Origin of the sequence: Streptococcus sanguinis, from assembly GCF_050225395.1 — a bacterium.
Lineage (GTDB): Bacteria > Bacillota > Bacilli > Lactobacillales > Streptococcaceae > Streptococcus.
The window spans coordinates 1,527,830-1,548,938 of sequence record NZ_CP071431.1; the positions used below are offsets into that span (position 1 = coordinate 1,527,830).

General features: G+C 43.2%; 15 protein-coding genes. 5 read left to right on the forward strand and 10 right to left on the reverse strand.

Annotated elements, in window-relative coordinates; all coding sequences use genetic code 11:
- Positions 1-41: 41 nt before the first annotated feature.
- From ftsX to prfB, 3 genes are all read right to left on the reverse strand, one after another.
- Positions 42-968, reverse strand: a complete 927-nt coding sequence (ftsX, locus tag J1C81_RS07460) for a permease-like cell division protein FtsX (protein ID WP_002895888.1) — start codon at positions 966-968, stop codon at positions 42-44.
- Positions 961-1,653 (reverse strand): cell division ATP-binding protein FtsE, encoded by a 693-nt coding sequence (gene ftsE, locus J1C81_RS07465; RefSeq protein ID WP_002895890.1) that lies wholly within the window; start codon positions 1,651-1,653, stop codon positions 961-963. Before ftsE ends, ftsX begins: the two co-directional genes overlap by 8 nt.
- Positions 1,654-1,697: 44 nt before the next feature.
- Positions 1,698-2,793, reverse strand: a protein-coding gene (gene prfB / locus J1C81_RS07470) for a peptide chain release factor 2 (RefSeq protein WP_097677707.1) whose coding sequence is annotated in 2 segments (ribosomal slippage) — positions 1,698-2,720 and positions 2,722-2,793 — 1,095 coding nt in all. Because the reading frame shifts where the segments join, the coding sequence is not laid out codon by codon here.
- 310 nt (positions 2,794-3,103) lie between these two features.
- On the opposite strand from prfB, the gene J1C81_RS07475 reads away from it, so the two are divergent.
- A complete protein-coding gene (locus J1C81_RS07475) occupies positions 3,104-3,964 on the forward strand; it encodes a metallophosphoesterase (protein ID WP_002915497.1) in 861 nt (286 codons plus the stop codon).
- Positions 3,965-4,117: 153 nt separating this feature from the next.
- On the opposite strand, the gene J1C81_RS07480 is transcribed toward J1C81_RS07475, so the two are convergent.
- Positions 4,118-6,814 (reverse strand): cation-translocating P-type ATPase, encoded by a 2,697-nt coding sequence (locus J1C81_RS07480; RefSeq protein ID WP_032909741.1) that lies wholly within the window; start codon positions 6,812-6,814, stop codon positions 4,118-4,120.
- A 283-nt stretch (positions 6,815-7,097) separates the two neighbouring features.
- Entirely contained in the window at positions 7,098-7,484 is a 387-nt protein-coding gene (locus J1C81_RS07485) for a DUF1934 domain-containing protein (protein ID WP_002915500.1), read from the reverse strand.
- Between the two features lie 115 nt (positions 7,485-7,599).
- On the opposite strand from J1C81_RS07485, the gene J1C81_RS07490 reads away from it, so the two are divergent.
- From J1C81_RS07490 to J1C81_RS07505, 4 genes are read left to right on the forward strand one after another with little or no spacing between them, the layout of a single operon-like run.
- A complete protein-coding gene (locus J1C81_RS07490) occupies positions 7,600-8,901 on the forward strand; it encodes an HD domain-containing protein (protein ID WP_002915501.1) in 1,302 nt (433 codons plus the stop codon).
- 1 nt (position 8,902) lies between these two features.
- Positions 8,903-9,712: a sugar-phosphatase gene (yidA, locus tag J1C81_RS07495; RefSeq protein WP_002915502.1), complete on the forward strand. Its 810-nt coding sequence runs from the start codon at positions 8,903-8,905 to the stop codon at positions 9,710-9,712.
- Positions 9,712-10,926: an aminoacyltransferase gene (locus J1C81_RS07500; protein WP_002915503.1), complete on the forward strand. Its 1,215-nt coding sequence runs from the start codon at positions 9,712-9,714 to the stop codon at positions 10,924-10,926. The genes yidA and J1C81_RS07500 overlap by 1 nt, the downstream gene beginning before the upstream one ends.
- Before the next feature lie 14 nt (positions 10,927-10,940).
- Positions 10,941-12,176 carry an aminoacyltransferase gene (locus J1C81_RS07505; RefSeq protein ID WP_002897834.1) on the forward strand — a complete coding sequence of 412 codons (1,236 nt, stop codon included), beginning with the start codon at positions 10,941-10,943 and terminating at the stop codon, positions 12,174-12,176.
- A gap of 33 nt (positions 12,177-12,209) precedes the next feature.
- On the opposite strand, the gene J1C81_RS07510 is transcribed toward J1C81_RS07505, so the two are convergent.
- The 5 genes from J1C81_RS07510 to J1C81_RS07530 form a co-directional block, all read right to left on the reverse strand.
- Positions 12,210-16,391, reverse strand: coding sequence for a GBS Bsp-like repeat-containing protein (locus J1C81_RS07510; RefSeq protein ID WP_002915504.1), 4,182 nt, complete (start codon positions 16,389-16,391; stop codon positions 12,210-12,212).
- A 65-nt stretch (positions 16,392-16,456) separates the two neighbouring features.
- Entirely contained in the window at positions 16,457-17,215 is a 759-nt protein-coding gene (gene tpiA / locus J1C81_RS07515) for a triose-phosphate isomerase (protein WP_002904207.1), read from the reverse strand.
- Between the two features lie 280 nt (positions 17,216-17,495).
- Positions 17,496-18,350, reverse strand: coding sequence for a dTDP-4-dehydrorhamnose reductase (rfbD, locus tag J1C81_RS07520; protein WP_002897839.1), 855 nt, complete (start codon positions 18,348-18,350; stop codon positions 17,496-17,498).
- 261 nt (positions 18,351-18,611) lie between these two features.
- Entirely contained in the window at positions 18,612-20,096 is a 1,485-nt protein-coding gene (locus tag J1C81_RS07525; protein WP_002915505.1) for a glucosyltransferase domain-containing protein, read from the reverse strand.
- Positions 20,093-21,019 (reverse strand): glycosyltransferase family 2 protein, encoded by a 927-nt coding sequence (locus tag J1C81_RS07530; protein ID WP_002915506.1) that lies wholly within the window; start codon positions 21,017-21,019, stop codon positions 20,093-20,095. The genes J1C81_RS07525 and J1C81_RS07530 overlap by 4 nt, the downstream gene beginning before the upstream one ends.
- Positions 21,020-21,109 lie beyond the last annotated feature (90 nt).

The following is a 21,109-nucleotide window of genomic DNA, read 5'->3' on the forward strand; positions in this document are numbered from 1 at the left end:
TAGAGTTTGAAATTCTTCAAACTCTGTTTTTTTATGATTTGTTAAATCTTCAAGAAGCGTCTCATAGAGATGATAGATCCCAATGATCCGATAAGAATTCCCAACACAAAGAGTGCTGCTATCATAATCGGACTAAAGAGTTTTGGATCAATCATAGAAAGTCCTTGACCTACCAAGCTCTTATTCATAGTCTGGTAGGCTATACCATATGTCAAATACACTACAAGTGACGGAACTGTCGCTCCTAGCAAGCCAATCCACGCTCCTTCAAACAGGAATGGTCCGCGGATATAGCTATTCTTGGCACCAACCAAGCGCATGATTTGAATCTCGCGACTTCGGGAAATAATGGTAATCCGAATAGTATTGGAAATGAGAAGGATAGCAATGAAAATCAGAAGCGCTGTCCCAATCAATCCCCATGTTTGGATGAAATTAGAAAATGCAAAGAGATTTTTGGTATTGGTACCCCCATTTTGAACCTCTGATACACCATCAATCTTACGAGCATCTTTTGTAACAGATTCTACATACTTAGGTGCCTTGGTCTCAACAATATAAGCATCGTAAAGAGGATTATTTTCTTCATCAAAAACATCCCACTCACTACCCATGGTCTCTGTTAGCTTATTATACTGCTCTTGCTTGCTAGAAAAAGTAACCTTCTCTACATTTTTCATAGAAGTCAGAGCATCATAGACTTTGTGATAGTCTTCATTCTGAACTGTTTGACCTTCTTTTACAATCGTTTCGCTATTATCGAAAACATCCTTACGCATGTATACCATAACGCGGACATTATTGGAAATATCATTTGCCAGCTTGGCTGTATTTAAAATTACTGAAGCAAAGACAGCCACTAAGCTCAAGGTAATCATAACCGAGCTGACAGCCGCTACAGTCATCCAACCATTCCGCGTAAGACTCTTAAGCGACTCAATCAAATGACGAAAAAATCTTCTAATCATCGTATCCGTATTCTCCTTCCGCTTCATCACGTACCACACGGCCATTTTCAATAGCAATAACGCGGTGACGCAGAGTATTTACAATCTGGCTGTTGTGGGTGGCCATCAGGACAGTTGTTCCCTGAAGGTTAATCCGCTCCAGCAGGTTCATAATCTCCCATGAATTATCTGGGTCTAAGTTTCCTGTCGGCTCATCCGCAATCAGGACTTTAGGGTTATTGGCAATAGCACGCGCAATGGCAATCCGCTGCTGCTCACCACCGGAAAGCTCATTAGGGAATGAGCGGACTTTATGCTTAAGACCAACCAAATCCAGCACTTCCATAACCCGCTTTTTAATATTGCGGCGGCGCTCACCGATAACTTCCATGGCGTAGGCAATATTCTCATACACCGTCTTTTTAGGAAGAAGTTTATAGTCCTGGAAGACTACTCCAACCTGACGGCGCAGCATTGGAACATCACGCTTCTTAATCTTAGCTAAGTCAAAATCAGCTACTTTCAGACTTCCCTTATCCAGCTTTATCTCCCGGTAAAGCAAACGAATAAAGGTTGACTTTCCCGCTCCTGAAGGGCCTACAATATAGGCAAACTCCCCAGGTTCTACGTTAATAGACACACTACGCAGGGCAGTGGTCCCGTTGCCATACTTCTTGACAACATCTTTCATTTCAATTATTGACATCTATTGAAATTTCCTTTCAATCTAATTCTAATCTCTTGCATTTCCTAGTTCAAACGCCATTTCAAATAAGCGTCGATGAAACCATCCAAATCTCCGTCCATCACCTTGTCCACCTGTGCTACTTCGTAACTAGTCCGATGGTCTTTGACCATGGTATAAGGCGTAAAGACATAGGAGCGGATTTGGCTGCCCCAGGAAATTTCCTTCTTATCTCCCTTGAGTGAATCGACTTCGGCTGCTTGTTTCTCTTGCTCTAGCTGATAAAGCTTGGCCTGTAGCATCTTCATCGCCCGATCGCGGTTTCCATACTGAGTCCGGTCAACGGTAGACTGCACCACAATTCCCGTAGGAATATGGGTCAGTCGCACACCAGTCGAAACTTTATTGACATTCTGCCCACCGGCTCCTCCCGAACGGAAAGTGTCCATCTTAATATCGTCATCGCGAATTTCCACCTCAATGGTGTCATCCAGCTCTGGCATGACCTCTACTGAGGTAAAGGAAGTATGGCGACGCTTAGCTGAGTCAAATGGCGAAATCCGGACCAAACGGTGGACTCCCATTTCTGACTTGAGCAAGCCATAAGCATGCGGCCCTTCAAATGAAAGAGTCACTGACTTGATGCCTGCTTCATCACCAGCTTGATAGTCCAAGACCTCTACTTTGAAGCCCTTGGCATTGCCAAAGCGTGTATACATACGCAGCAGCATATCTCCCCAATCCTGGGCCTCTGTACCACCAGAGCCCGGGTGAATTTCAAGGATAGCATTGTTATTGTCATAAGGCTCAGATAGGAGCAGGGTCATTTCATAGCTGGTCATCATTTTCTCGAGTTCGGCCAGCTTTTCTTCTAACTCACCCTGAACCGACTCATCTTCAGCCAGAAAATCAAGCAAGATTTCCGATTCATCAAAAAGTTCGGTCATCTGATGGAAATTTTCATAGGTTTGCTTGAGTTCATTCAGCTCTTGAGATGTCTTCTGGGCTGCAATGTTGTCATCCCAAAAGTCGGGTTCTGTCATCTTATTTTCTAAGATGGCAATTTCTTCTTCCAGACCTTCTAAGTCAAAGAGACCCCCTGAAAGAAGCTAATTTTTCACGATTTGCGTCAATCTTTTGACGAATTTCTGAAATGTCCATAAATACCTCTTTTCACATATCGTTTAATTATAACATAAATTAAACAGTTTGCCTAATCTCACATTCAGCAGCTTACATTTTATCGGATTTTCCCTAGCTAGGCAAGGCAAGCGACTCCTTGTCACCTAATTGTTAGAAAAGTAATATAATGACATGGGGTTGGAAGAATTATTTCAAGACTTCCTAGACTTCGTCTATGAATAAACGAAATACATGGTTACGATAATTTATGAGGTATTCAGATAAAAGGGAGACTCTCCATGGGTGCTTAAGCATTTCCAAGTTTTGAAAAATATGCTAGACTAAAACCATGACAAGAATCGGATTTATGAGCGACCTCCATCTGGACTCCAATCAGTTTGGGGATTTTGAGCACCAAGCTCTTCTCCAGCTTTTAAAAGAGGAAGGGATTGACCACCTACACATTGCTGGGGACCTGTCCAACGACCTGACCAAGATTAGTTTGCCCTTTATTGAAACTTTGAAGCAAGAGATTCCCCTTTCTTTTAATCTAGGAAATCACGATATGCTGGGACTTTCTGAACAAGAAATTTCAAACTATGATTTTCAGATTCAGCAATTTGGCCGGACCAAGCTCGTCAGCTTTTCTGGCTGGTATGACTACAGCTTTGTTCCAGAAAAAAGCAAGGAAGAGCATCTGAGAACCAAGACAAATTTCTGGTTTGACCGCAGATTGGAGCGTCAACTCAACGACCCTAGCATTACAGCTCAGACACTGCAAGAGTTAGAAAAACTGCTGATGACTTTAGATGGTCCCATTATTGTTGCTCTGCATTTTGTTCCCCATCAAGACTTTCTATACGACCATCCCTATTTCCAGCGCTTCAACGCCTTCCTAGGAAGCCAAGCTTTTCATCGACTCTTTGTCAAATACAGAGTGAAAGAAGTCGTTTTCGGCCATCTTCATCACCGCCACAAAAGCCGTGTCATCGAAGGTGTCCGCTACCATATGCGTCCTCTAGGCTACATCCGTGAATGGGAACTGACTCGGAACTTTTTTAATGACTTTCCTCAGTATAAGATTCCCCAGATGTATCGCCTGCACAAGCGTTATAACGCTGTTAAAGATTTAGCCGAATTTCGAGACTATAAGAAAAAACACCTAGCAGCTGAACTGCGAGATGCTTTAACAGTGATTGAAGTTCAGTAATGGAAATGTTGAATTGCAGCTCTCAGCTCATCTGAGAGCTGTTTTTTGCTGTCCAACTGCACATAGACTTCTAATAAACAGGAACGAAAATTGGAAAAAGCTATGAAGTCTTGGTTGCTATAAAAAAAGCCATCCGCAGATGACTTTTTGCTGTTAAATAGCATTTTTATCCATACCTAATTTACGTTGGATGAACTTAACAATTTCAACAATAACAATCATGGCAAAGCTACCAATCAGAACAACTGCCCATTGTGACAAGTCTAGCTTGGTCACATGGAAAATCTTTTCCAGTGGGTCAATTACAATAGTTGAAATCAATAGGATGAAAGAAACCAGGATAGACCAGTTAAAGGTCTTAGACTTGAATGGCCCAACTGTAAAGATAGACTGGTAAACAGATTTTACATTATAAGCATGGAAGAGCTGGATGAGGCCAAGCGTTGCAAAGGCCATTGTCAGAGCGTCCGCATGGATAGCCTTTATATCACCAACATGAACGGGATTAGAGATAGCATAACCATAAACCGCCAGAACTAAAGCCCCTTGCAGGACACCCTGATAGATGATAGAGCTCATCACTCCACCTGAGAAGAAGCTAGACTTACGGCCACGAGGTTTATGACTCATGACACCTGGCTCAGCAGGCTCAACTCCCAGAGCAATAGCTGGGAAGGTATCTGTTACTAGGTTAATCCAAAGCAGATGAACTGGCTGCAACACATCCCAGCCAAAGAGGGTTGCCAAGAAAATAGTCAGTACCTCAGCTGTATTAGCTGAAAGGAGATACTGGATAGTCTTTTGAATATTAGAGAAGACCTTACGTCCTTCTTCCACGGCTACAATGATGGTCGCAAAGTTATCATCTGCCAGAATCATATCAGAGGCACCCTTAGATACTTCTGTACCTGTAATACCCATACCAATACCGATATCAGCTGTTTTCAAAGCTGGTGCGTCATTGACACCATCACCTGTCATGGCTACGACCTTACCTTGGTTTTGCCACGCTTTGACAATCCGTACCTTATGCTCAGGCGAAACTCGGGCATAGACAGAGTATTGACCAACAACCTTTTCGAATTCTGCATCAGAAAGCTCATTGAGCTCTGCACCAGTCAGGACATGGTCTTCAGTATCTCCCTCTTCGATGATACCCAAGCGCTTAGCGATAGCTTCAGCTGTATCCTGATGGTCACCGGTAATCATAATCGGACGAATACCTGCTTCCTTGGCGACACGAACAGCTTCTGCCGCTTCTGCACGTTCTGGGTCAATCATACCGATTAAACCAGTAAAGATTAAATCATTTTCTAGATTTTCAGATGTCAGGTCAGTCGGAACTGCATCAATAATCTTGTAGGCACCAGCCAGCACGCGCAGAGCTTGGTGAGCCATCTCTGAATTGTTAGACTTAATCAGCTGTGAAGTAGGATCATCAATCGCTGCAACATCTCCATCCTTATCACGGGCAACACAGCGTTTCAAGAGTTGATCTGGTGCTCCCTTGACTGCCACAAGGAATTTCCCATCTGGCAATGGATGGACAGTAGACATGAGCTTACGGTCTGAATCAAAGGGCAGCTCAGCTACACGAGGATATTTCTCTAAAAAGGCCTTCACATCATAGCCCTTGTCCAAAGCATACTGGATAAAGGCTGTTTCCGTTGGGTCACCAATCAACTTCCCTTCTTGGTCAATCTTGGTATCATTGGCCAAAACAACCGAACGTAAGAGCGGCAGCTCCAGTCCAAGTTCAATATCTTGTCCAGCTTCATTCAGGACTCCGTCATAAAAGACTTTTTCGACCGTCATCTTATTCATGGTCAGGGTACCGGTCTTATCTGAAGCGATAATCTCAGTTGATCCCAAAGTCTCAACAGCCGGAAGCTTACGGACAATCGAATTCCGCTTAGCCAGAACCTGAGTTCCCAAAGCCAGCACGATGGTAACGATAGCAGGCAGACCTTCAGGGATAGCCGCAACTGCCAAGGCTACAGAAGTCATCAGCTCATCCAGTGGATTTTTACCTTGAATGAAGACACCGACTACAAAAGTCACTGCAGCAATCACCAAGATAGCATAGGTCAGAACCTTAGACAAGCTATTAAGATTTTGCTTGAGCGGTGTGTCTGTTTCATCCGCATCCTGCAACATACCCGCGATGTGGCCTACTTCCGTGTACATCCCTGTATTGACAACCAATCCAACCCCACGACCATAGGTGACATTTGAGTTTTGGAAGGCCATATTCACACGGTCGCCAATACCAGCATCTGCAGCTACCTCAACAGTCAAATCTTTCTCAACCGGAACAGACTCACCTGTCAAAGCTGCTTCTTCGATTTTCAGTGAATTAGCTTCCAAAAGCCGCATATCTGCTGGGACAACATCACCGGCTTCCAGTCTAACGATATCACCAGGTACCAACTCCTTAGAATCTACTTCTGTGACATGGCCATCACGAAGGACACGTGCAGCTGGGCTGGACATAGATTTGAGTGCCGCAATGGCTTCTTCAGCCTTGCCTTCCTGATAGACACCGAAAATGGCATTGATGATTACGACCGCTAAGATGATTAAAGCATCTGCGATGTCTTCACCACCTGATGTGACAACAGACAAGACCGCTGCTACCAACAAGATGATAATCATCAAATCCTTGAACTGCTCCAAAAACTTCATTAAGAGAGATTTTTTCTCCCCTTCATCCAGTTCATTACGACCATAATCAGCTAAACGCTTGGCTGCTTCTTGACTGGACAAACCTTGCTCTGAAGCGTCCAAAGTTTTGAAAATTTCCTCAGGACTATGGGTGTAAAAAGCTTGGCGCTTTTGTTCTTTTGACAATGTATTCCTCCTCTTGGCCTCTTTTATTTCTGAAATTTTCTGACCACTAGGACTCATCATCTCAAGTCGCACCAGCCATATCCAAAAGTCAGAAACAAAAAAGAGACCTGTTTATTAACAAGTCTCGCTATTTCATACAAGGCCGGAAATTTCTTTCGTATTGACGACCTTGTAACGGTTATTCCGTTAGCTACTCCCTTGAGTAAAAACTATTATACCAAATTTTCAAGCTTTTGCAAGGGGAAACATTATGATTTTCAAGAGTTTTCTTGGAGAATAGCAATTAACCCCAGCTAATCTCCATTTCATAGCTGGCAAAAATCTGCTTTCCATCAACTGTTTTCAGCTGATAATGAAGTTGTAGAACCTGTTTTGTGAAATCAACCTTATAGAAAGGAGTATCGGTCACAAACTGCTGCAAGCCCACAGGTGTATGGATACCAACCAGCGCCTGCCCTTGACTGATGAAGCGCATGATGGACTTGGGCTCAGAAAAGCGCGTCATAACCAACTCTTTATCATGAAATTTCAGAACTACTTTCTCCCCTTCCTCATTCTTGTATAGCAGATAATGATAGTCTCCCTTTTGCGTCCAGTCCGTATCGTAGGCCTGATCGATCAGCTCGGTATGACCGTCCAGCTGGATTTGATTTTTTATTCTGATTTGCATCTTTATCTCGTTTCTCTTTTTCTCTCCCTATTTTATCAAAAAAAGGACAAAATTGCTCTTCTTTCAGTTGCAGCTTTGATTTTTTTCCTACTATGATTTGTGGTATAATGGTAGCATGATTGAAAAAGTATTTCGGGACCCGGTTCACAATTATGTCCATGTGGACCATCAGGTTATTTATGATTTAATCAATACCAAAGAGTTTCAACGGCTGCGCCGCATCAAACAGCTGGGTACCTCCGGCTATACTTTCCACGGTGGGGAGCACAGCCGTTTTTCGCATTGTCTGGGAGCTTACGAGATTGCTCGGCGCATCACCAAGATTTTCAATGAAAAATACCAAGCCAACTGGGACAGCCATGAAAGTCTGCTGACCATGACAGCCGCTCTCCTGCATGACTTGGGACACGGAGCTTATTCACACACTTTCGAGCGCCTTTTTGATACCAATCACGAGGACATTACGCGGCAAATCATCACCAGTCCAGAAACAGAGATTCATCAGGTACTGGTGCAGGTTTCGCCGGATTTCCCAGAAAAGGTAGCTAGCGTCATCAACCATACCTATCCCAATAAGCAGGTGGTCCAGCTGATTTCCAGCCAAATCGATGTAGACCGGATGGATTATCTCTTACGCGATTCCTTCTTTACTGGCGCTTCCTATGGACAATTTGACTTAACCAGAATTTTACGAGTGATTTGTCCAGTAGAAAACGGCATCGCCTTCAAGCGCAATGGCATGCATGCGGTGGAAGACTACGTAGTCAGCCGCTACCAGATGTACATGCAGGTTTATTTCCACCCGGCTAGCCGTGCTATGGAAGTTCTGCTGCAAAATCTGCTCAAGCGAGCCAAGTTTCTCTATCCGGCTCAGAAGGATTACTTTGCGCTGTCATCGCCCAATCTCATTCCATTCTTTGAAAACAGAGTGACACTGCAGGATTATCTGGCCTTGGATGATGGTGTTATGAATACCTATTTCCAAGTTTGGATGACTAGTCCAGACAAGATTTTATCTGACCTGGCTCAGCGTTTTATCAACCGCAAGGTCTTTAAGTCTATCGTCTTCTCTCAGGAAAACGAAGCGCATTTGGATATCATGCGAGACCTAGTTGGACAGGTTGGTTTCGACCCTGATTACTATACTGCTATCCATCGTAATTTTGATTTACCTTATGATTTCTACCGGCCTGACGTTGAAAAACCCCGGACCCAGATTGAAATTCTGCAAAAAGATGGCAGCCTAGCAGAACTGTCCAGCCTGTCTCCTATCGTTCATTCGCTAGCCGGGACCAGACAAGGCGATAATCGCTTTTACTTCCCTAAGGAAATGCTTGCAGAGACCGGACTTTTCAGCGAAAAAAACCAGACCTTTATGCACTATATCAAAAACGACCAATTTACCTACGGAGAATAATATGTCTATCAAATTAGTTGCCGTTGACATTGACGGTACCCTTTTAAATAACCAAAAAGAAATCACTCCTGAAGTCTTCAGTGCTGTTCAGGATGCCAAGGCTGCTGGTGTCAAAATCGTCATTGCAACCGGCCGTCCTATTGCAGGAGTTCAAAAGCTTCTCGAGGAGCTAGAGCTTAATCAGCCAGACAACTATGTCGTTACCTTCAACGGCGGACTAGTACAGGATACTGTTACTGGCGAAGAATTAATCAAAGAAACATTGACTTATGAGGACTATCTGGATATCGAACTGCTCGGGCGAAAATTAGGCGTTCACATGCATGCCATCACCAAGGACGGCATTTATACAGCCAATCGCAACATTGGCAAGTACACTGTTTACGAGTCCAATCTGGTCAGCATGCCGATCTTCTACCGTACACCTGAGGAAATGGCCAATAAAGAAATCGTCAAGTGCATGTTTATTGATGAGCCGGAAATTTTGGACGCGGCCATTGCTAAGCTGCCACCGGAATTAGCAGAAAAATATACACTGGTTAAATCAGCTCCTTTCTATCTGGAAATTGTCAAAAAGACTGTCAATAAAGGGGCTGCTATCCTTCATCTGGCTGAAAAACTTGGCTTAAGCAAGGAGCAGACTATGGCTATCGGTGATGAAGAAAACGACCGCGCCATGCTGGAAGCTGTTGGCTCTCCTGTTGTCATGGAAAACGGTAAGGAAGAACTCAAGAAAATCGCCAAATATATTACCAAATCGAACGACGAATCCGGCGTAGCACACGCCATTAGAGAGTGGGTTTTAAAATAATGTTTAATTACAAAATTGGAATTTCAGCTCGGGAACACGACGATTTTGTCACGGCTCATCCGCAGGCCAACCTTCTGCAGAGTTCAGCCTGGGCTCAAATTAAGGATAACTGGGCCAATGAGCGCTTGGGCTTCTATAAAGATGACCACTTGGTTGCCGCAGCCAGTGTCCTAATTAAACCACTGCCCTTGGGGATGACCATGCTTTATATCCCGCGCGGCCCTATCATGGACTATAGTGACAAGGAGCTGCTGGCCTTTGTTTTGGCGTCACTCAAGAAATTTGCCAAGGAGAAAAAAGCGCTCTTTGTCAAGTTTGACCCCAGCCTCTTTCTGGCAGAAAGCAAGATGGGCGGTGAATTGCAAGACAATACAGAGACTGTTGAGCTGATTCAACAGTTGCAGCAAGCCGGAGCTGTCTGGGTCGGACGGACTGAGTCTCTGGACGAAACCATCCAGCCTCGCTTGCAGGCCAATATTCATAAAAAAGATTTCAGCGAAGAGTTGCTTTCTAAAAGTACTCGCCAGGCTATTCGTACATCCCGAAACAAAGGCATCCAAATCCAATTTGGCGGAGCAGAATTACTGGATGACTTTTCAGACTTGATGAAAAAGACAGAAAACAGAAAAAACATCCACCTACGCGGCAAAGACTATTACCAAAAACTCTTGGATACTTATCCTGAGCACTCCTACATCACCTTGTCCAGTATTGATCTAAAGGCACGATTGGAAGACTTGCAGGCTCAGCTGACCAAGACACTCAAGGAAGCAGAGAAATTTACCGAGAAAACCAAGCCTGGCAAGATTGAGAATAACCAGCAAGAACAGAAACGCCTCCAAGAAGAGATTGACTTCCTGCAGGACAAAATCAGCCAAGGTGCTACTGTCGTTCCCCTGTCTGGCACACTGGTCTTGGAATACGGCAAAACCTCTGAAAATATCTATGCCGGAATGGACGAGGAATACCGCCGTTACCAGCCAGCCATTATCACTTGGTACGAAACGGCCAAACATGCTTTTGAGCGCGGAGCTGATTGGCAAAATATGGGCGGAATCGAAAACGATCTCAAGGGTGGTCTCTATAGCTTTAAATCCAAGTTCAATCCGACCATTGAGGAATTCGCTGGTGAGTTCAACCTGCCAACTAATCCCCTCTACCACCTCTCTAATCTGGCCTACACACTCAGAAAGAAACTGCGCAGCAAGCATTAACAGAAAGGAAGCCTATGACCTTTAAACTTCTCAGCCAAGAAGAATTCATCCAGCATACCTCAGCTAGCTCCCAACGCTCTTTCATGCAGACCGTAGAAATGGCAGAGCTGCTGAGCAAGCGTGGCTTCAGTACCCAGTATGTTGGCTACACTGACCCACAGGGACAGGTAGTGGTGTCTGCTGTCCTCTACAGTATGCCGATGACTGGCGGCCTCCATATGGAAATCAACTGCGGCCCTGTCTCTACCGATGCTCAATACTTGACTCCCTTCTATCAATCTTTGCAGGCTTACGCTAAAAAAGAAGGCGCTCTAGAGCTCATCATCAAGCCCTACGAGACTTATCAGACCTTTGACAGCAATGGCCAGCCCACATCTGATGAAAAAGTCGAGCTTATCCAGCAACTGACTGACTTGGGCTTTGACTTTGACGGTTTACAGACGGGCTATCCAGGCGGGGAGCCTGATTGGCATTATGTCAAAGACTTAGCTGGTCTGACGGAGAAAGACCTGCTCAAATCCTTCAGTAAAAATGGTAAGGCGACTGTCAAAAAGGCGAATACCTTTGGTATCAAGCTAAAAAGGCTGGAACGTGACCAACTCAGCATTTTCAAAGACATCACAGCTGCTACTTCTGACCGGCGGGAATATGATGACAAGCCACTAGACTACTATCAAGATTTTTATGATAGCTTTGGTCAGCAGGCGGACTTTATGACAGCCAGTCTCAACTTCAAGGACTATCTTCAGAACTTACAAAAAGACCAAGAGAAACTGGGCCAAAAAATCCAGAAACTGCAGGCTGACTTGGAAAAAAATCCTCAATCTGAAAAGAAGCAAAATCAGCTGCGAGAGCTTTCCAGCCAGTTTGACAGCTTTGAAACCCGCAAAACTGAAGCCCAAGAACTAATTGATAAGTACGGCGACCAAGACCAAATCCTGGCTGCCAGCCTCTTTATCTATACCCCCCAGGAAGCAACCTATCTCTTCAGCGGCTCCTATCCTGAGTTTAATAAATTCTACGCTCCAGCCCTGCTACAGGAATACGTTATGACCGAAAGTATCAAGAGAGGCATTCCATTTTATAATTTCCTCGGCATTATGGGAATTTTCGACGGTTCTGACGGTGTTCTGCGCTTCAAACAAAACTTCAATGGCTTCATCGTTCGAAAAATGGGAACTTTCCGTTATTATCCTAACCCTCTCAAGTTTAAGTTGCTTCAGCTTATAAAGAAAATTCTAAGACGTTAAAAAACCAAGGTTTCCCTTGGTTTTTTTGTGTGTTTATCTATAACGAGGTGTCGCAAAACCACGGATATTTCCATGACCAATGCGGTAAGTATTTCGTTTAACTACGTTATTGCTGTTGCCTTCAATCGTGTGAATGATACCATTCTCAACTTTTTCGACAATACCGATATGATCAGCCCAGCCATCGTTTTGCTGGGTATCTTTGTCCCAGTTAAAGGTGATGATATCGCCTGCGCTAGGAGTCGAATTGCCATCTTCATTCCAGATACCTAGTCTTTGGAAAATATGAATATGGCGCTCTACACCGCACTCACGGCCGATAAGATCGCTCAAGCCTTCTCTTTGGAAAATAACCGTCGTGAAAATGTCGCACCAGTCATCTGTGTTTTTCACAGCATAGCCAACTGGCAGCGGTCTGACACTGTTATAATCGTTGACCAAGCGCTGATGCTCAGCACTGCCTCCCTTGACACCTACCATAGCAGCTGCCGCCGCAAGAACACGGTCTCGTTGACTAGCTGCCTGAGGACGGTTCACAGAGATAGAGGTCTTTTCTCCACCAGCTCCTTGCAGCTGATTTTGATTATTTAAGTAATACAAGTGAACATTGTACTCGCCTGCATTATTCTTATGGTCACGTGCGTAAACATGCTTACGATAAGTACCGTCAGCCTGACGATCCGCTGTGTACCACTGGACATCATCTTGGCCATTCGCTTCTGACCAAGTCGGCAAGTAAACTGTCTTGAGACCTTCTGGTGCCACAATGCCTGATACTACAATGTCAAACTCTCCAGTATCATTATTTTTATTTTGAATACTGATTTTACCCTGCGGCTTACTGATAGAAACGTTGGTCTTGATGCCGCCTGCTCCTACCAGCCTGCCATCATTTTGCACATAGTAGAGATGCACATTATACTCGCCCTGAACGTTGTTATGGTCACTAGCACGAACTCGTTTCCGATAAGTTCCATCCGGCTGACGTTCCGCGTTGTACCACTTGATATCATCCTGACCGTTGGCCTCTGACCAGGTTGGCAGGGAAACAGTCTTGAGACCGCCTGGCGATACAATATCTGAAACCACAATATCAAAATCGCCATTTTCGCTGTTACGATTTTGGATACTGATTTTGCCCTGTGGTTTAACTGCTGACACATTGGTTGTAGTACCACCAACACCGACTAACTGCCCGTCGTTACGGACATAGTAAAGATGGATATGATACTTACCAACTGAGTCTTTATGTTTACTAGATTCAACAGTAACTTTATAGGTACCATTAGCCTGCTGAGTAGCTGTATACCAGATAATATCGTCTTGACCGTTAGCTTCAGACCAAACCGGAACACTGACAGCAGACACTTCATAAGGGGCAGAAACGTTTGAAATCACAACATCAAAACTGCCGTTGACATTATTCTTATTTTGGATACTGATGTTGCCCTTTGGCTTACCTAGAGAAACATTAGTCTTGATGCCACCAGCACCAACCAGCTTGCCATCATTTTGCACATAGTAGAGATGAATATTGTACTCGCCCTCAACATTTTTGTGATCACTCACACGGACTCGCTTACGATAGGTACCATCCGGCTGACGTTCTGCGTTGTACCACTTGATATCATCTTGACCGTTGGCCTCTGACCAGGTTGGCAGGGAAACTTCCTTCAGACCGCCTGGAGATACGATACCTGAAACTACAATATCAAAATCGCCGGTTTCGCTGTTGCGATTCTGGATGCTGATTTTGCCCTGCGGCTTGCTGATAGAAACGTTGGTCTTGATGCCACCTGCTCCTACTAGCTTGCCATCATTTTGCACATAGTAGAGATGCACATTATATTCGCCTTGGACATTGTTATGATCGCTCAGTCGAACTCGTTTCCGATAAGTACCGTCAGCCTGACGCTCAGCATTGTACCACTTGATATCATCTTGGCCATTGGCCTCTGACCAAGTTGGTAGGGAAACAGTCTTGAGACCGCCTGGCGATACGATATCTGAAACCACAATATCAAAATCGCCAGTTTCGCTGTTGCGATTCTGAATACTGATTTTGCCTTGAACTTTTGGTTTTTCTATAGAAATAGTCGTTTTAGTGCCATTTACACCTACCAAGCTGCCATCATTTTGAACATAGTAGAGATGGACATTGTACTCGCCCTGCACATTATTGTGGTCGCTTATGCGGACTCGCTTACGGTAGGTGCCGTCAGCCTGACGTTCAGCAGTATACCATTTGATATCATCTTGGCCGTTGGCCTCTGACCAAGTCGGTAGAGAAACAGTCTTAAGACCGCCCGGAGATGAAATACCTGAAACCACAATATCAAAATCGCCGGTTTCTTTATTTCGATTTTGAATACTGATGGTGCCCTTAGGTTTTCCAAGAGAAACGGTCGTTTTAGTGCCGCTTACACCAACCAAGCGGCCGTCATTTTGAACATAGTAGAGATGGACATTGTACTCGCCCTGCACATTATTGTGATCGCTTATACGTACTCGCTTACGATAGGTGCCGTCAGCCTGACGTTCAGCAGTATACCATTTGATATCATCTTGGCCGTTGGCCTCTGACCAAGTTGGCAGAGAGACAGTCTTAAGACCACCCGGAGATGAGATACCTGAAACTACAATATCGAAATCACCAGTTTCGCTGTTGCGATTCTGAATGCTGATTTTGCCCTGTGGCTTGATGACAGATACATTGGTTGTAGTACCGCCAACACCGACTAATTGGCCGTCGTTGCGGACATAGTAGAGATGGACATTGTACTTGCCAACTGAATCTTTATGTCTGCTAGACTCAACTGAAACTTTATAGGTACCATCTGCCTGCAGATTGGCTGTGTACCAGATAATGTCATCTTGACCATTAGCTTCAGACCACACTGGAACACTAACAACAGACACTCCATAAGGAGCAGAAACATTTGAAATCACAACATCAAAGCTTCCGTTGACATTATTCTTATTCTGAATACTGATGTTACCCTTTAAAGGCTGCTTAGCAAGAGCGGACTGCTGGGTAAATCTTCCAGAGTAGTCAACGCTATGGTCAAATACATGTTTGCCAGCTAACAGCTGAGCCTGGGCTGTAAACTGCCATGCTCCAGCGCCACTGTTGTATTTGAGAGATTTAGCTCCATCAAGATTTAAATTAGAAGACGGATACTGGGCCACCCAAAAATTGCTATAGCCAAATTGCGATGTATTAACCGGTCCCTTGCTGCGAAGATTATTTTGATCCAGCCAGCTGGCACTGGTATAATACATCAGGTTAGAATAACCCAGTCTGCGCATCTCATCCGCCCAAGCCTGAGTATGCTGGTTAATCCCATTTTGCATTTTAGGATCTTCCATGTCATTGACCATAACTGTATTTTTAGGCAGGCCTAGTCTATTAGCAAAGGCAGCGTAATAACGAGCTTCGGCTCTCGCTTCTTCATCGTTAGTATAGTGCGAGAAGGCATAGGTCGATACTTGTAAACCAGCTCCCTGCGCATTTCTTACCTGAGACTCGGCAAATGGATTAGTGTAATGGGTTCCTTCTGTCAGTTTGACAACGACACCTCCAACCCCTTGCTGGGCCAATTTACGATAGTCGTCTACGCTGATATGGCCATTGTGGCTGCTGACATCTACAAAGGAAGTGCCTTTTATCTCCGCTTGGGAATTCCCGCGGGCTGCCTGAGCCTTTGAACCAGCATTGTAAAATACAGTTTTTCCAGCATTACTAGCTTTTGGTGCTGATGCTACAGCAGGACTAGCCTTGGTCTCCGAAGCAATAGCAGAATCTGCAACAGAAGAGCTTGCTTTTGCTGACTGATCAGCTGCAGTTTCATTCTGATTAGAAGCATTTGCATCTGGCTGACTTTGCCCTTCTGGCTTAGCAGGGGCCACCTGAGTTTCTACAGGATCTGATTGAGCTGCTCCTCCAGACTCAACAGCTGTTCCTGTAGCGTTCGTTGCTTCCTCCTCTTGCTTAACAGCTTGAACTGACTGTTCTGCAGATGATACTGCTAGAGTCGGCTGATTAGACGTTTGTGATGCGCCCGCATTCACTGTCTGATTCTGGGAACTAACAGACCTTTCTGTTTTTAAAACTTCTGACTCAGCGATAGTATGTTCCTCGGCTTTTGCAACATTGGCAGTCGCTGCCAGCAAAATAGCCGTACTCGCTAAATAAACTAATTCTTTCGATTTCAACTTTTCTCTCCAATTTTTAAAAAACTTGTCACCTTTGGGAGGACAAGTCTTTTTTCAACATTTTTTTATTTTACAAAATCAAGCAATGCCAAGAAGCTTTCAGCTTCAAGTGATGCACCACCAACAAGAGCACCGTCAACATCTGGACAAGCCATGTAAGACGCAACATTTTCAGGTTTAACAGAACCACCGTACTGAACACGAACCTTGTCCGCTACTTCTTGACCAAAGTCAGCTGCTACAACATCACGAACTGCTTTACACATCTTTTGAGCGTCGTCTTGAGTTGCTGACTTACCAGTACCGATAGCCCAGATTGGCTCATATGCGATAACCAATGATGCAACCTGCTCAGCTGTCAAGTCTTTCAAAGCAGCTGATACTTGAGCACCAACGAAATCTACTGCTTTACCAGCTTCGTAAGTTTCCAGTGATTCACCACAGCAGATGATTGGCACCAGACCATTGCGGAAGATAGCATGCGCTTTTTTGTTGATGTCTTGGTCTGTTTCATGGAAATAATCGCGGCGTTCTGAGTGACCGATAACGATGTAGTCAACTCCAACTTCTGCAAGAACTTTAGGGCTGTTTTCACCAGTGAAGGCACCTGCATCTTCAAAGTAAGCGTTTTGGGCTGCTACCTTAAGATTGCTTCCTTTAGCTGCTGCCAAAACAGTTGTCAAATCAAGTGCTGGAACAGCGATACCAGCTTCTACCAAATCTGAAGAAGGTAGCTTAGCAGCAACCGCTTCTACAAAAGCCTTGGCTTCTTCAGGATTTTTGTTCATTTTCCAGTTACCAGCAATAAATGGTTTACGTGACATATTCACACACCTCTTCTATTTTATTTATAGTAACATTGTAACATAGTTGAATGAAATAATAAAGGTTATCCACAGAATTTCATCAAATTGAAACATCTTTATTTTAAGGGGATAAGATCTGTGGAAAATTCTTCTCATTATCATTTTCCCCTCGCATCTTCAAGCCAGCTATTTCTACAGCAGAGCATGCACCTGAAACCACTTCCCCAACTAGCTAGAAGAAAAAAACAGAACCTAGTCTGAGACTACATTCTGTCGCTGTTATAAACGTCAAAGAAAATCACTGTTTCTTCTCTTGCTTGTAAAACTCTTTTAAGGCATCCTGCCAAGTCGGAATGACAAAGCCTGTAGCCTTAGCCTTGGCCAGGCTCATAGTTGAGTTGAAAGGCCGCTTAGCCTTGGCCGGGAATTTGCTGGAATCAACCGGCTGGACTTCCACATCTGTATCTTTGAGAATTTCCACTGCAAAGTCATACCATGTCGTGTCCTCAGCCGCATCATTAGACAGATGGTAGTAACCAAATTCCTTTTGATTCTCAGCCAGATGAGTCATAAATTCAGCCAGAGTGCGAGTCCATGTCGGACGTCCATGCTGGTCATTGACTACAGTCAGAGTTTTGTGCGTCTTGGCAAGATTTTGCATGGTAAAGACAAAGTTTTTACCGTAGTTACCAAAGACCCAAGCAGTACGGACAATATAGAAACGGCTAGAATATTTCTCAACCAGCTCCTCGCCCATGCGCTTGGTACGGCCATACTCAGTCTGCGGATCCGGCCGGTCATCTACTTCCCACTCCTCACCGACAGGCTTTTGACCGTCAAAAACATAGTCTGTTGAGATATAGACCAAGGTCGCTCCGTGAGCTTCTGCAGCTTTTGCGACATTTTCGGTACCGGTCACATTGATGGCATAGTCCAGCTCTTTTCCTTCGTCCTCAGCCGCATCAACTGCAGTATAGGCTGCGCAGTGATAGACCAAGCTTGGCTTGACTTCCGCAAAGACCTTGTCCACCATTTGGGCATTGGTAATATCCATTTCTGCCACATCAACAGCCACATACTCCTCATTGCGCTCATCCAAAAGATAGCGAAGCTCTGTACCCAGCTGTCCATTCGCACCTGTAATTAAAATCATTTGTCTTTCCTTTCACATCATAAACATTCAATGAGTTTATTATAACAAAAAAAGCAGAAAAAATCTGCTTGGTCGAATCATGCCTCTAGTCATTTTTAGAAAATAAAATCTCATACTTTTTATACTCCATATATAAATGATGCAAAATTATGCAAGTGATAATCAGAAAACTTAGCATCATTTCAAATTGACAGTATAAACTTTAACAATGCATAATCACATTAAAATGAATCTTTTCTTTATTTCTCTCTTAGAAAGATTCTACTTCATGATAATAAATAATTCATTATTTTCAAGATAAATATTATATAACTTTGTTTCTTCAAGTAATGTATAATTTTCACTACTAAAATCTATATTAGCAATATCGATTAATTTGAAATCGACGTTTAAGTTTGTTATGCTATTAAATCTCAATGTCATATCCCAAGAAACATTTGTATTTGGCATAATCAAACTTTTTAACATTGGATAAACAGAAGCTGTATTGCTAAATACTGGCGAATCAGAAAGAAAGCGGTTCACATTAATAACTGTTTTTTCGGGTGTAATGTACTTGTTTAGAGAGGAAGCTAGCAATATGCTCTGCGCTTTGAACATTTCATTTTGTTGTTTTAAACTGCTCACATAAGTAAAAGAGAAAGATAAGAAATAAAAAACTAATAATCCCGAGACGAAGGACTTCCCTCTACGTAGAATTTTACTCTTGTCAACGCACTCTAAGCTAACAATTAAGATAATCGCTAAAAAAATTCCGAAACCATATTCATATCTTGGTCTCATAAGATAATAAGGATTAGACAAAATCAAATAGGTTCCATAGCTAAACACACTTCCTAAACTTAGCCAAATCAGCATGTAAACAAAGTTTAAAAGGAATTTAGTACTGGATAAGCGAATCACACTGATAGTTAAGAGAAATATAGCAATTATCGTTAATAAAACCCAGATAGTTGAACTTTGAAAAAATATATTGTTCAAATATCCTGTAGCATTCACCCCAATTATTTTAATCATCTCTAATCCCTTTGGAATATCAGCTTGATCAGCAAAAATCGGTGGCTTTATAAAAATTTGTATACGATATAAAAGCAAACCAATTACATATGACAACATTGAGATGAAAATTTTAGGAATTTTTTCTTTAAAATAACTTCCTTGCAATAATTCTAAAAATATTAGCGTCATGGTTACAATAATGTACACTCCTGAAGAAGCTTGGTATGAATTGCACATTAAGAATATACCAACAACTGACATAACTCCAAATATTTTTTTATTATCCCAGAAAATAAATGGAATGATGGAAACTAATATACTTAAAGTCATAAAAGGATTGTCAAATCTAAAACTTAATGGCTCTAAAAACCACGGATTAATCCCTATAATAGTTGAAACAGATGCTGTTATAAAAGAAATCTTCTTATTGGGATATAAGACAAACAATAAAATTAAGCTCGCTAAAGTTAAAAAACAAGCTGACAGAATATTTGAAGTCAAGCCTAGTTCTGTCAGATGATCCCCACCTTGTATTAAACGAGCGGAATACTCACTTAAATATCTTGAATAATGTTCAGAGAATTTTGAATAGCCTTGTAATTGTCTTCCAATATCATCAATATAGGGATACTCAGCTAAACCGATATTAATATTGACTACTGAATAAATAATAAAAATAACTAGGGCAGACGATTTATTTAAAAGAAGATAGTTTTTAAAATCAGAAAAACGTTTCTGGAAAATCATTTACTCTTCTCCTTAATCACATAAATCGGCCGATGCTTGGTTTCCATAAAGATTTTGCCAATGTATTTACCCAGTATGCCGATGGTCAGCAGCTGGAAGCCGCCGATAAGGAGAATGACGGTCATGAGCGACGGCCAGCCGGATGTCGGATCACCAAAAACCAAGGTACGAATAATAATCACTGCCATCAGGATGAAGGCTAAAATCCAAGACAGGATACCTCCTAAAAAGGCGATGTTGAGCGGCGCATCAGAGAAATTGACGATGCCTTCCAAAGAATAGTTGAAAAGAGACCAGAAATTCCAAGAGGTCTTGCCAGCTACTCGTTCGACATTTTTGTATTCCAAGTACTCGGTATTAAAGCCAACCCAGGCAAAAATTCCCTTGGAGAAGCGATTGTACTCTGAAACATCCAGAATAGCTTCTACCATCTGACGGCGCATCAGTCGGAAGTCACGCGCACCATCTACCATCTCTACCTGACTAATCTTGTTAATCAGCTTATAGAACAAATTGGCAAAAAAGCTTCGGATAGGCGGCTCTCCCTCGCGAGTAGTGCGACGGGTACCCACACAGTCCAACTCAGGATTCGAGTCCAGCAAAGCCTTCATCTCAATCAGGAGCTCGGGCGGATCCTGCAAGTCCACATCCATTACCGTCACAAAATCCCCACTCGCCTCTTGCAAACCAGCATATAGAGCTGCTTCTTTTCCGAAATTGCGAGAAAAGGACAGATAGTGTACATCTGGACAGCGACTGCTGAGCTCACGTAAAACAGGCAAAGTCTGATCCGTCGATCCGTCATTGACAAAAATATATTCAAACTGGTCACGGATTTGATATTTGACCGCTTCCATGGCTTCATGAAACAGAGGAATAGACTCTTCTTCATTGAAACACGGAACAATCACCGAAATTGTCATTTTAATCTCCTACTATTTTATATATTTCATCCTATTATAACAAAAAACTAGGCGAAAACCTAGTTTTATTCTCATTTTCACAGTCTAGAG

Bases quoted from the DNA above. Each gene is read 5' to 3' on its own strand.
- ftsX (WP_002895888.1), bottom strand. From the start codon at position 968: ATGATTAGAAGATTTTTTCGTCATTTGATTGAGTCGCTTAAGAGTCTT.
- yidA (WP_002915502.1), top strand. From the start codon at position 8,903: ATGTCTATCAAATTAGTTGCCGTTGACATTGACGGTACCCTTTTAAAT.
- ftsE (WP_002895890.1), bottom strand. From the start codon at position 1,653: ATGTCAATAATTGAAATGAAAGATGTTGTCAAGAAGTATGGCAACGGG.
- J1C81_RS07530 (WP_002915506.1), bottom strand. From the start codon at position 21,019: ATGACAATTTCGGTGATTGTTCCGTGTTTCAATGAAGAAGAGTCTATT.
- J1C81_RS07490 (WP_002915501.1), top strand. From the start codon at position 7,600: ATGATTGAAAAAGTATTTCGGGACCCGGTTCACAATTATGTCCATGTG.
- J1C81_RS07475 (WP_002915497.1), top strand. From the start codon at position 3,104: ATGACAAGAATCGGATTTATGAGCGACCTCCATCTGGACTCCAATCAG.
- J1C81_RS07525 (WP_002915505.1), bottom strand. From the start codon at position 20,096: ATGATTTTCCAGAAACGTTTTTCTGATTTTAAAAACTATCTTCTTTTA.
- tpiA (WP_002904207.1), bottom strand. From the start codon at position 17,215: ATGTCACGTAAACCATTTATTGCTGGTAACTGGAAAATGAACAAAAAT.
- J1C81_RS07500 (WP_002915503.1), top strand. From the start codon at position 9,712: ATGTTTAATTACAAAATTGGAATTTCAGCTCGGGAACACGACGATTTT.
- J1C81_RS07485 (WP_002915500.1), bottom strand. From the start codon at position 7,484: ATGCAAATCAGAATAAAAAATCAAATCCAGCTGGACGGTCATACCGAG.
- rfbD (WP_002897839.1), bottom strand. From the start codon at position 18,350: ATGATTTTAATTACAGGTGCGAATGGACAGCTGGGTACAGAGCTTCGC.
- J1C81_RS07505 (WP_002897834.1), top strand. From the start codon at position 10,941: ATGACCTTTAAACTTCTCAGCCAAGAAGAATTCATCCAGCATACCTCA.